A 12,342-nucleotide genomic window follows, 5' to 3' on the forward strand; every position below is an offset into this window, starting at 1 on the left:
CAGCCCCGCCCCCCGATCGTCATCCACAGCGCCGGAGGCCCCGGCGCCCAGCTCGGCGGTGCCCGCGGTGCGACACACCACCGCACCGGCGCAGTCGGCCACCGCACCGGCGCCATCGGCCACTGTGCCGGTGGCGGCGGGCGGTACACCCGCCGACCCCATTTCCGCCCTCCTGCACGAGGTCCGCTCCGAGCTGGTGGCGGCGCACTTGTCGGCGATGGACGTGCAGACCGCATTGCAGCGGCGCGCGCTCGCGAGCCTCGGTCGCGGCGAGCACATCGCCCGGACCGACACGGAAATCACTCCCGAGTCGCCCACCTGGGCGGAACAGTCCTTCGCGGTGATGGTGGACTACACGCCGGCAACCGGTCTGGCGGTCTCCGCGGCGCCCGGGCACCCGGTGGTCTTCGAGCTGCCTGCGCCCGCGACCACCATGAACGCCTTCAAGTTCCTCGCCCGCACGCCGATCACCACGCTGAACGGCGCCGACCTCGCGGCGCTGGGCAGGGGCGAGATAGCCGCTGTCTTCGGTCCGGCCTACGACCAGGAAGGCGTCAACCCCGACATCCGGCTGACCGACGGCACCCACGCCACCCTCACCGAGGTGCTCGAGATCGCCGGACGTGAAGGGCCATGGGCCAGAGGGCGATTGCGCGCCACCTGCCGCGTCGACGGCCCCGATCCGGTCACCGCGGCAACCGAGCTCACCTGGCAGGCCGCCCAGGTCTTCGCGGTGCGCGCGGGCTTGCAGCTGTGCCTGGCCGGGGCCCGATTCCAGGCGGGCGAACCCTTCGAGGTGACTGTGTCCGCGCCGATGACAGGCCCCGTCGAGCTGATCGCCGACGTGGTCCAGATCGACCTGCTCCCGCGTCCCTGGCTCCGGATCAACGCCGAGATCCGGTGTGCGGGCGCAGTGGTGGCGCGCGTGCACGGCCTCACCCTCGAGGTCGCGGAGGAATCGGGTCTGCCGATCGGTCCCGAGGCCGGCGGTGAGATTCCCCGATTCCTCGGCCGCCGCAACGCCTTCGGTCAGCGTGCGCTGCTCGGCGAATTCCACATGACCCACAGCGCCCGCGGTGATCTCGGCATCGCGCTCGGCCCGGAGTTCTCGGCCTACGCCGGCCGCAGGGCCACCCGCATGCCCAACCACGGACTCCAGCTCTGCGACCGCGTGATGGCCGTCGACGGCCGACGCGGACAGCTCGACGCGGGCAGCTCGCACACCGAGTACGACTCGCCCGCCGATTCCTGGTACTACCTCGAGTCGGCCGATGCCTCCATGCCCAACGTCGTCTACATGGAGACCTCGCTGCAATCGGCGCTGCTGCTCGGCTACTTCCTCGGCGCGACCCTCACCTCGCCCGGGGAGGATTTCAGCCTGCGCAATCTCGACGGCTCCGCGACCGTCCTACGCGAAGTCGACTTGCGGGACAAGACGATTCAGCAGACGAGCAGGCTGACCGACACCACCGTCCTGGTCGGCGTCGTGTTGCAGACGTTCTCCTACGAACTCTCGGTGGACGGTGAACCGTTCTACGCGGGGCAGTCGCTGTTCGGGTTCTTCAACGCCCCGGCGTTGGCGAACCAGAACGGACTCGACAACGGCGAGCTCGTGCCGACCTGGCTCGACAGCCAGGACCGACGTCCCGACGTCCGCGTGATCGACGTGGCGGCCAGACGCGCGGCGGGTACCGGCATGCCGTGCGCGGTCGGGCATCTGGCGATGCTCGACCGCATCGAGACCGTCGACAGCGCGGGCACCTACGGGCTCGGCTACCTGCGTGCCACCCGTCCGGTCGCCGCCGACGACTGGTTCTTCGGCTACCACTTCTACCTCGACCCGGTGATGCCGGGCTCGCTCGGGGTCGAGGCGGTGATCCAGGCGATGCAGGAGTGGACGGTCGACTCCGGTCTCGCCGCCGAGCTGGTCGCGCCGGAATTCGTCCTCCCGGTCGGGGTGTCGCTGTCGTGGCGGTATCGCGGGCAGATCCTGGCGAGCGACGAGCTGATGACCCTCGAGGTGCACATCAAGAGCGTCGAACGGCGACCCGGCCGGATCCGGGTGATCGCCGACGCGAGCGTCTGGAAACCGAGCATGCGGATCTACGAACTCATCGATGTCGCCGTGGAGTTGCGCGATGCCGGCGCCCGACCCTGGTGAGGCGCCGGGGCATTCGGTGACCGTCACCGATGCCGCGCCGTCGTCGATTCGGTGGCTGCCGGTCCTGGTGCTCGCGCTCGGCGCGTTCTGCGCGGGGACCGACAACTACCTCGTCGCCGGGGTACTGGCGCCGATGGCGGCCGACCTGCGGGTCTCCATCACCGGTGCCGGGCTGTTCGTCACCGGCTACTCCCTGGCCTACGCCCTGGCCGCGCCCGTCGTGGTCACCGTGCTGCGGGTGCGCTCGCCCCGGCGGCTGCTGCTGGCCGCGACCGCGCTGTTCGCCGTCGTGAATCTGCTCGCGGCGGTGGCCTGGGCGCCGGGGGTGATGGCGGTGGCGCGCGTCGCGGCCGGGTGCGTCGCGGGGATCTATGTCCCCTTGGCAGCCGCGGCGGCGGCCGGCATGGCCACGGCGGATCGTCGCGGCCGGGCGCTGGCGGTGATCCTCGGCGGCATCTCGATCGCCACCGTGGCGGGCGTGCCGCTCGGGGTGTGGGTCGCCGGGTTGTCGTCGTGGCGGATGGCGTTCGTCGCCGTGGCCGTGGTGGCGCTGATCACCACTGTCGGTGTGGCACTGACGGTTCCGGCGGGCGAGGCCACACCCGTGGTGTCGCTGCGACAGCGGCTCGCACCCCTGCGGCACCCACCGGTGTGGCTGGGGCTCGCGGTGACGATCTCGGCGATGACCGCCGGATTGATGATGTTCACCTATCTGGGCCCGATCTTCGTCGACGCCCAGGGGGTGGGCGCGGGCCATGTCGGCACGTTGATCATGGCGCACGGCGTCGGGGCGATCGTCGGTCTGTGGGGCGGGAGCATGCTGGTCGACCGATTCGGTGCCCGGCCGGTCCTGCTCGGCGCGTTGACACTGTTCACCGTGAACCTGACGTGGCAGCCGATCGCCGCGCAGACCCTGGCGACCACCGTCGCCTTCGTCACGATGTGGGGTGTGGTCGGCTGGGCGTTCCTGCCCGCGCAGCAGCACAGCATGATCGCCGACGCGAGCCCGGAGCAGGCGCCGATGCTCTTGTCGCTCAACGGGTCGGCGTTGTATCTCGGCGCCGCACTCGGCTCGGCGATCGGCGGGGCCGTCATCGCGATCTTCGGGGCCGATCGCATCTGGATGTTCGCTATCTGCTTCGGCGCGCTGAGTGTGGCGCTGTCGCTGGTCCGTCATAAACAATTCCGATCCGACGATCGGCAATTGTCACACGCCGTCGCCGACCGTTGAACCCCGGTTACGGTAATAATGTTGCGCCCGGTTTCTATACCGCCTGAGGTGAATTGAGCAATGAATCCCGATCCGCGCAGAAAAACGATCAGTAGTCCCTATATTCATAGACTGCAACGACGTCACTTCCTGCTGTTCGATATTCTCCCGATCATCGGCACCGTCGTAGCTTTCGCCTTCCTGCTGGTCCGGCCCTTCGGTGTGCTGGAATTCGCCCTGCTCTTCGGGATGTGGCTGCTCACCGGGCTCGGCGTCACGGTCGGCTATCACCGGCTGTTCACCCACCGCACGTTCAAAGCGGCGCCGTGGGTGACGTGGGTGCTCGCGATCCTCGGCTCGATGGCGGGCCAGGGCCCGGTCATCTCCTGGGTCGCGCTGCACCGGCGCCACCACGAGTACAGCGATCGCGAAGGCGACCCGCACTCACCCAACCTCGCCGGTGACGGCCTGCGCGGAGCCCTGCGTGGCCTGGCCCACTCGCATTTCCTGTGGATGCGCCGCCACGAGTACCCGAACGTGGTGCACTACGCGCCCGATCTGATCAAGGACCGTGGCCTGGTCCGCATCGCCCGCCTCTACTACTACTGGGTGGCGCTCGGGCTGCTGATCCCGACGGTGATCGGCGGTCTGGTCTCGATGAGCTGGACCGGCGCGGTCGCCGGCCTGCTCTGGGGCGGACTGGTACGCATCTTCGTTCTCGAGCACATCGTGTGGGCGATCAATTCGTTCCTGCACATGTTCGGCACCCGTCGGTACGAATCCCGCGAGAACAGCCACAACGGTGGTGTATTCGCCCTGGCGACACTGGGGGAGTCGTGGCACAACAATCACCACGCGTTTCCGGAGTCGCCCTCTTTCGGGTTGGATTGGTATCGACTCGACCCCGGTTTCTGGCTCATCCGAACACTGGCGTTCTGTGGTCTCGCCTGGGACCTGAAAATGCCCTCCGCCGAACGCATGGCAGCCAAGCGAATCTAAGGAATTCTCACCATGGATACGAGTAAAGAAGCCATTGTCACCTGGTGCCAGGAATACCTCGCGAGTCTGCTCGAGGTACCGGCCGCCACCATCGACCCGGCCACCGATTTCGACCGCCTCGGCATCGACTCGGCCCTGGCCGTGGCGCTGCTGATCGAAGTCGAGGACCGCTACGGCGTCGATCTGGCGCCCGAGGACCTGTTCGACAACCCGAACCTCGACGCCGTCGCTGCCTACCTGCACGAGCAGAGCCGGCGGAGTGTGGGGTAGCGATGTCGGTGCATATCGAGCGGTCCGTCGCGGCCGCCGCAGCGATCCGCCACCACTACGACGCGGGTAACGACTTCTATCGCCTCTGGCTCGACGAGTCGCTGTCCTACTCCTGCGCCCTGCGCGAAAACCCCGACGACACACTGGAAATCGCCCAGGATCGCAAACTGCGATACCACCTGGACGCGATCGACGCCGAGCACGCCACCTCGGTCCTCGACATCGGCTGCGGGTGGGGCGCGATCCTCGAACGCTCGGCAAAAGCCGGGGTCGCCCGGTCCGTCGGGCTCACGCTCAGCCCCGAGCAGGCCGAGTTCGTCCGCTCGCGCGCCTACCCCGGCGTCGAGGTGCGGACCGAGAGCTGGGTGCACTACGAGCCGGACACCCGATTCGACGGCATCATCTCGATCGGCGCCTTCGAGCACTTCGCCACCCCCGACGACTCGCCGGAACAGAAGATCGGCGTGTACCGGGACTTCTTCACTCGCTGCCGGGACTGGCTCGAGCCCGACGGCACGCTGTCGTTGCAGACGATCGCCTACGCGAACATGTCCCGCGATCAGGCCAGCGTCTTCATGCAGCAGGAGATCTTCCCCGACGCCGACCTGCCGACCCTGGCCGAGATCACCGCCGCGGCAGAGGGACTGTTCGAGGTGCGTTCGATCAGCAACGGTCGTCTCGACTACGCCTGGACGTGTGAGCAGTGGGCGCGCAGGCTGCGCGCGAACCGTGCCGAGGCCACCGAGCTCGTCGGCGCCGACGTGGTCGCGCGTTACGCGCGCTACCTGAAACTGTCGGCGCTCGGTTTCCGGATGGGCAAGATCGGCCTGCTGCGATTGGTGTTGGTGCCCTATCGCAGCGGATTCTTCACCGACCATCCGGTGCGGTCGGCATGACCACGCAGTCGTCCGATCCCGTCGCGCCCGCCCGGACCCGGGTGCGGTTCAACCCGTTCAGCGCCGAATTCCGGCACGACCCGTACCCGATCTACCAGCAGTTGCGTGAGGTCGAACCGGTGCACCGCACGCTCGGCATGTGGGTGCTCACCCGGCACGCCGAGGTGCGCGGCGTACTGCACGATCGCTCGTTCAGCGCCGGGCTGATCCCCAGCCTGGTGACCCGGCAGGCCGAGCGGCTCGGCCATTGCAGCGTCGAGCAGATCGAACGTCTCGGGCGTAAGTCGTTGGTGTTCACCGACAATCCCGATCACGCGCGCCTGCGCGGACTGGTGAACCGGGTGTTCACCGCCCGGTCGGTGGAATCGCTGCGACCGCTGGTGACCCGGGTCGCCGGCGACCTGATGGAGCGGGCCTGGCGCGACGGTGGCTTCGATGTGATCGCCGATCTGGCCGCGCCGCTGCCGGTCGCGGTGCTGTGTGAGTGGATGGACCTGCCCGAGGAGTTGCGCGGCCGAGTCGGGCCGTGGACCCACGACATCCGATTCCTGCTCGAACCCGGGATGATGAAAGCCGGGGACTTCGAGCGGGTCTGCGCGGTGGTCGAGGAGTTCGCCGCCGCCATCGACGCGGTGTTGGCGCAGCGACGAGCCCGGCCTGGCACCGATCTGATCAGCCAGTTGCTCGCCGCGCGGACCGGGGGCGGGGATGTGCTGTCCGACGAGGAGTTGGTGTTCGTCTGCATCATGTGCTTCGTCGCGGGCAACGAAACCACCAAATCGCTGATCGGCAACGGCACACTCGCCCTGCTGCGCAATCCCGAGCAGGCGGCGCTGCTGCGTCGCGGACCGGAGTCGGTCGAGGCGGCGGTCACCGAGGCACTGCGCTACGACCCGCCGCTGCAGTTGACCAAACGCCTGGCCACCCGCGATATCCAGCTCGACGGGGCCAGGATCTCGGCGGGCGAGCAGATCCTGGTGTGCCTCGGCGCGGCCAACCGCGACCCCGACGTCTTCACCCGGCCCGACGAGTTCGACCTGACCCGCACCGGCGGTGGACATCTGGGCTTCGGCCACGGTATGCACGGTTGTCTCGGCGGATTGCTCGCCGAATTACAGGCTCAGGTCGCCTTCGAGTACCTGTTCGTCCGCTCGCAGTACCTGGAATCACGGTCGGCGGAACTCGAGTGGCAGGACCACAGTTTCATCGTGCGCGGTCTGAAGAGCCTTCCCGTCGATGTGCGGCGGGCATCATGACCGGCACCGGACTGGTCAAATCGTGGTTGCGCAGTGACACCGCGCCCGCGGCGGTACGACTGGTGTGCATTCCGCACGCGGGCGCCGGGGCGTCGTCGTTCAACCGCTGGCCCGACCTGTTCGGCCCCGAGATCGGGGTGGTCCGCGTCCAGCTCCCCGGCCGCGAGGACGTCGCGCAGCAGCCGCCGCTGCGCCGGGTCGGCGACGCGGTCGACGAATTGACCGGCCAGATAACACAATCGGGTGAAACGCCGGTGGCGATCTACGGCCACAGCATGGGCGCGCTGATCGCCTATGAACTGGCTCGCGCGCTGACCCTCGCTGATCGGCCACCGATCCACCTGTTCGTGTCCGGTCGCCGCGCACCGCACCTGGCGGCGAGTCGTGCGGTCCTGCATCGCCTGCCCGACGACGACTTCGCCGACGCGATGGCCGCGATGGGGGCGTGGGGCGCGGCGGGCCGCAGCGCGAGCTTCCTGCGGTACGCGCTGCCGCTGACGCGGGCGGACTTGGAGTTGTCGGAGGAGTACAGCCACCGGTCGCAGCCCCGGCTCAGCTGCCCGATCACGACCTTCTACGGCACCGAGGACCCGATCGCCGATCCGGAGGAAGTGTGGGCCTGGGGCACGCTGACCGACGGTCCGTTCGCCACGCACGAGTTCACCGGTGATCACCTGTTCCACCATCGACACCGCGCGGCGATCGCGGCGATCATGACCGCCGCCCTGACCTGAGGACCGACGTGCAGCTTCTTCCCGACATCCTCGCGCGCCGCGCCGTCGACGAGCCGGACCGCATCGCCTACATCTTCCTCGACGACAACGGTGCCGAGCACACCACCACGACCTATCGCGAACTCCACGACGCGGCGATGGCGGTGGCGAGCCTGCTGCGCGCGCGGTGCGAGCCGGGCGATCGCGCCCTGCTCGTCTTCGGGCAGTCCGTCGAGTTCATCACCGCCTACTTCGGCTGCCTCTACGCGAACATCGTGGCGGTGCCGGTGAATCCGCCGCGTCGCGGCAAGGTGCAGGACTCGACCCGCGCTGTCGTCGCCGACTGCGCGCCCACGGCCGTGCTGACGATCGGCGCGGTGCTCGAGCCCCTGCGATCGGTGCTCGAGCCGGTGTGCACGGCTCGGCAGTGGCTGGCCGTCGACGAATTGCCCACGGCGGAAAACGCTTTCGCGCCGGAGGTACTCGATCCGGATTCCGTGGCGTTCCTCCAGTACACCTCCGGGTCGACCTCCGCGCCCAAGGGCGTGATGGTCACGCATCGAAACCTGGTGGCCAACGAGGAGATGATCCGGCACAGTTTCGGCCACGACCGTGAATCCACCGTCGTCGGCTGGGCGCCCTTCTTCCATGACCAGGGCCTGATCGGGAATGTGCTGCAACCGGTGTATGTGGGCGCCACGTGTATCCAGATGTCGCCCACCACGTTCATCCGGCGGCCGCTGCGGTGGCTGGAGGCCATCTCACGCTATCGCGCGCACACCAGCGGCGGCCCGAACTTCGCCTTCGATGCCTGTGTCGCGCGCGCGGCGGCGGGCGAGCTGCCCGATCTCGACCTGAGTTCCTGGAAGGTCGCCTTCAACGGCGCCGAACCGATCCGCGCCGAGACCCTGGACAGGTTCGCGAAAACCTTTGCCCCACTGGGTTTCAGCGCCCAATCGGTCTTCCCGTGCTACGGGCTCGCGGAAGCCACCCTGCTGGTGTCGGCCAGTGGGAAAGGTCGCGGTCCGCGATTGCTGGACGCCGATATCGACGCGCTCGCCGACCGGCGCTACGTCGCGGCCACCGCGGATCAGGGGCGCACGCTCGTCGGCTCGGGTGTGGTGCTGCCGGGTGAGTCGCTGCGCATCGTCGACCCGGAGACGGGCGAGCCCTGCCCGCCGGATCGGGCAGGCGAGATCTGGGTGGCGGGTGACCATGTGGCCCAGGGCTATCGGGGCCTGCCGGAGATGAGCGCCGCGACCTTCCAGGCTCGCATCGCCGACGATGCCGAGCGCGCCTACCTGCGCACGGGCGACCTCGGCCTGATCGTCGACGACGAACTGTATGTGGTGGGCCGGCTCAAGGACATGATCATCATCCGGGGCCGCAACTACTACCCGCACGACATCGAGCACACCGTGGCCCGCGCGCACCCGGCGCTGCGACCCGGCAGCGGCGCGGCGTTCGCGGTACCGGGGCGCGACGGCGAGAAGCTGGTCGTCGTCCAGGAGCTCGAGCGCGACGCCGATGCCGATGCCGATGCCGACGACATCGTGGGGGCCATCCGGGCCGCGGTGACGCAGGAGCACGAACTCGCCGTGGCGGATGTGGTGCTCGCCGCGCCGAACACCGTGCAGAAGACGAGCAGCGGAAAAATTATGCGAGCAGCAGCGAGAAAGCGGTACCTGGAATGAGCACCGAGACCTACGTCTTCGATCCCACCGCACCGGGATTCATCGACGACCCCTATCCGCACTACGCCCAGCTGCAGGCCGCGGGACCCGCGCAGCAACATCCGCTCGGGTTCTGGATCATCGCCCGGCACGCCGATGTGGCCGCGCTGCAGCGCTCGGCGCACTCGGTCGACGAGGCGCACCTGCGGCATCTGCCCGCGTGGAAGAGCGGCAGTGCCGAGGTCCGCAAGGAGAGCCGGGTGATGGGCGGGCTGTCGATGCTGGACCAGGACCCGCCCGACCACACCCGCCTGCGACGGCTGGTGTCGAAGGCCTTCACGCCGCGGGCCATCGAATCGCTGCAGCCGCGCGTCGAGGAACTCGTCGAAGAGGCACTGGTCCGGATCGCCGCCGCGGGCACCGCGGATGTCATCGCCGAACTGGCTTTTCCGCTGCCCTTCACCATCATCTCGGAAATGCTCGGTATCCCCGTCGGCGAGCACACCCGCCTGCGCGAGCTGACCGCGACCATCGTGCTGGTGTTCGAGCCGTTCGCGAGCGCCGAGACCCAGGACCGGATCAGAGCCGCCAACCAGGAACTGTTCGGCATGGTTCGTGAGCTGATCCGCTGGAAGCGCGCCACCCCCGGCGACGACCTGCTCTCCGCGTTGATCAGCGCCGAGGACGACGGCGACATGCTCGGCGAGGACGAGCTGATCTCGCAGGTGATGTTCCTCTACATCGCGGGCCACGAGACCACGGTGACCCACCTCGGCAGCGGAATCCGCTCGCTGCTGCAGCATCCGGACCAGGCGCGGCGGCTGCGGAACGAGCCCGACCTGGCGGTGAGCGCCGTCGACGAGCTGATGCGCTTCGACACCCCGGTGCACCTGATGCGCCGGATCACCGTCACACCGTTGCGCGTCGGCGAGCACGAGATCCCGGCGGGCAGCTGGGTGATCGGCGCGCTGGCCGCCGCCAACCGGGACCCGGAATTCTGGGGCCCCGACGCCGACGAATTGCGTCTGGACCGGCCGAACGCGCACCAGAACGTCTCCCTCGGCGCGGGCATCCACCACTGCCTCGGCGCCGCCCTGGTCCGGATGGAAGCCCGGATCGTGTTCCCGCGCTTCGTGACCCGTTTTCCCGAGGCCGCGGTGGTCGACCAGACCTGGAACGGCCGGATCAACCTGCGCGGCCTCGCGACATTGACGGTCGCGGTGTAGGGCTCAGCTCGGCTGTTCGGCGGGCACCGAGAACCGCATGCCGGGTCGGCTCAGGTGTACGGGCCCGTCGAACTCCGCGGCCACGTCGTCGCGTCGAGCCTGCTGCCATTGCGGCTGCGCCGAGCCGAGATGGGTCAGTACCACCGAGCGCGCCCCCGCGGCCGCGGCGGCCCGCCCGACCTCGGTGGCGCACAGATGGCCGTGAGCTGTGTGATCCGGCTCGGCGAGGGTGGACTCGGCGAGAAAGATGTCGACATCGGCGGCGAGCGCGACGAGGTTGTCGTTCCAGCCGGTGTCGCCGGTGAACGCGATACTGCCGGTAGGGCTTTCGATCCGGATCCCGCAGGCGGGTTCGGTGTGCACCATGGGCACCAGTTCGATGCTGCAATCGGTGAGCGGGTAGGTAGCGCCGCGCTCGTACTCGATGACCTCATAGGCCAGGTCGAACGCCCGATTCAGGTCGGGGAAGGTCTTCACCGGGAACAGCGCGGCGAGCTGATCCAGTCTCGCGCGAGCGCCTTTCGGCACGAACAGCTTGATCCGGCGGTCCGGGGCGTCGGGGGCGCTGCGCATAGCCTGCTTGCCGATGGGCAGCACGTCGTAGCAGTGATCCAGATGCAGGTGGCTGATCACCACCGCGTCGAGCAGGCTCGCGTGCAGGTAGTTGCCGAGCATCACCGCGATCCCGGGACCACAGTCGAGCAGAATTCTCGACTGGCCGGTTTCGACCAGATAGCCCGAACTGGCTGCGCCGTCGGCGGGCATACCGGCTCGATTTCCGACGATTGTCAGGTGCATGCGACATACCTTTCGACACGGGAGTTTTCGTGCCGACGGTATCGATGAGAACGGCTGCCGCCGACTCGTATCGAATATTTCGATCCGTCCATCGTATTTCGCGATCGAATCGACGTATGAAGGGTTCTGACCTGCGCAAATAGTCGGAAGCTCCTTCGGGGAGAGCGGATTTCGGAATGGGGGATGCTCGGCACCGAATACCGTTGATCAATGTTTGGCAGCAGGTGCTGCGAAAAGTGAGAACGGGGATTGTGATGACCAACGGTGTGAGTTCTGCGATGGGCCGGGAATTGCCGCTGCGCGGTGCGGTGAACGCGCGCGATCTGGGTGGATTGCGCACGGTGGACGGGCGGCAGGTGCGTCGCTTGCGGGTGTTTCGGTCGGATCTGCTCACCCGGCTGGATGCCGGGGACGTGGCGTTTCTGCTCACCGACTGTGGACTTCGCACGGTCGTCGACCTGCGCGCGCCGGACGAGATCGTCACGGACGGAACGGGTGCGGTGGTCGATGCCGTCGCCGACTACCGGAACCTGCACGTCTACGGCGCGGACCGGGTGCGGCTCGACCTCACCGAGGTCTCGCCCGACGGGAGCATGTTCGACCGGTACTGCGAGTACCTCGAGCACAGCAGCGAGAACATCGCCGCCGTGCTGCGTCTGCTCTCGGTTCCGGGCCAACTGCCCGCGCTGATCCACTGCGCCGCGGGCAAGGATCGGACCGGGGTGGTGATCGCCCTACTGCTCGCGGTCGCCGGGGTACGCGCGGACGACATCATCGCCGACTACGCCGCGACCACCCCGAACATCGCCGCGCTACGGGCTCGCGACGGCCGGCCTGCCCGACCGGACGACGCGGCCGATCGGCTCCCCGCCTGGGTGTTCGCCGCCGACGCGATCACCATGCGCCAGTTCCTGACCCACCTGGACACCGAGCACGGTGGCCCCACCGCGTGGGCGACCCGTGCCGGTCTCGACCAGGCGACGCAACGGCAGCTCGCCGAGAACCTGCTCTGTGACTGAGGTCACAGAACGACGGCGATTCCGTCCCATTCTTCCCAGAACGTTTTCTAATGCTTGGGAAGTTCTTTACTATTAACCCGACTCTGTGTCTGGGGTCCGATCTCTTCGAGCAGTGCTGCAG

11 protein-coding genes are annotated in these 12,342 nt (G+C 68.2%); 10 read left to right on the forward strand and 1 reads right to left on the reverse strand.

What is annotated here, in order from left to right:
* The 9 genes from ACFWF3_RS08060 to ACFWF3_RS08100 form a co-directional block, all read left to right on the forward strand.
* The coding region (locus ACFWF3_RS08060) for a beta-ketoacyl synthase (protein ID WP_379312985.1) at positions 1-2,161 on the forward strand (2,161 nt) is incomplete at its 5' end.
* Entirely contained in the window at positions 2,139-3,392 is a 1,254-nt protein-coding gene (locus ACFWF3_RS08065; RefSeq protein ID WP_379312986.1) for an MFS transporter, read from the forward strand. The genes ACFWF3_RS08060 and ACFWF3_RS08065, both read left to right, overlap by 23 nt.
* 60 nt (positions 3,393-3,452) lie before the next feature.
* Positions 3,453-4,370 (forward strand): acyl-CoA desaturase, encoded by a 918-nt coding sequence (locus ACFWF3_RS08070; RefSeq protein ID WP_379312987.1) that lies wholly within the window; start codon positions 3,453-3,455, stop codon positions 4,368-4,370.
* 12 nt (positions 4,371-4,382) lie between these two features.
* Positions 4,383-4,640: an acyl carrier protein gene (locus ACFWF3_RS08075; RefSeq protein ID WP_056810906.1), complete on the forward strand. Its 258-nt coding sequence runs from the start codon at positions 4,383-4,385 to the stop codon at positions 4,638-4,640.
* A 2-nt stretch (positions 4,641-4,642) separates the two neighbouring features.
* The gene (locus ACFWF3_RS08080) at positions 4,643-5,536 is read left to right on the forward strand and encodes a class I SAM-dependent methyltransferase (RefSeq protein ID WP_379312989.1); all 894 of its coding nucleotides are present in this window, start codon (positions 4,643-4,645) and stop codon (positions 5,534-5,536) included.
* Positions 5,533-6,792, forward strand: a complete 1,260-nt coding sequence (locus tag ACFWF3_RS08085; protein ID WP_379312990.1) for a cytochrome P450 — start codon at positions 5,533-5,535, stop codon at positions 6,790-6,792. The genes ACFWF3_RS08080 and ACFWF3_RS08085 overlap by 4 nt, the downstream gene beginning before the upstream one ends.
* Complete coding sequence (locus ACFWF3_RS08090) at positions 6,789-7,526, forward strand: thioesterase II family protein (RefSeq protein WP_379312991.1); 738 nt, start codon at positions 6,789-6,791, stop codon at positions 7,524-7,526. The genes ACFWF3_RS08085 and ACFWF3_RS08090 overlap by 4 nt, the downstream gene beginning before the upstream one ends.
* Before the next feature lie 8 nt (positions 7,527-7,534).
* Complete coding sequence (locus ACFWF3_RS08095) at positions 7,535-9,199, forward strand: fatty acyl-AMP ligase (protein ID WP_379312992.1); 1,665 nt, start codon at positions 7,535-7,537, stop codon at positions 9,197-9,199.
* Complete coding sequence (locus ACFWF3_RS08100) at positions 9,196-10,404, forward strand: cytochrome P450 (protein WP_379312993.1); 1,209 nt, start codon at positions 9,196-9,198, stop codon at positions 10,402-10,404. The genes ACFWF3_RS08095 and ACFWF3_RS08100 overlap by 4 nt, the downstream gene beginning before the upstream one ends.
* 3 nt (positions 10,405-10,407) lie before the next feature.
* Here ACFWF3_RS08100 and ACFWF3_RS08105 read toward each other — a convergent pair whose 3' ends face one another.
* Entirely contained in the window at positions 10,408-11,202 is a 795-nt protein-coding gene (locus tag ACFWF3_RS08105) for an MBL fold metallo-hydrolase (RefSeq protein WP_379312994.1), read from the reverse strand.
* Between the two features lie 236 nt (positions 11,203-11,438).
* On the opposite strand from ACFWF3_RS08105, the gene ACFWF3_RS08110 reads away from it, so the two are divergent.
* A complete protein-coding gene (locus tag ACFWF3_RS08110; RefSeq protein ID WP_379312995.1) occupies positions 11,439-12,221 on the forward strand; it encodes a tyrosine-protein phosphatase in 783 nt (260 codons plus the stop codon).
* The last annotated feature ends 121 nt before the right edge of the window (positions 12,222-12,342 follow it).

The organism is Nocardia sp. NPDC060220, assembly GCF_042727815.1.
Taxonomy (GTDB): Bacteria; Actinomycetota; Actinomycetes; order Mycobacteriales; family Mycobacteriaceae; genus Nocardia.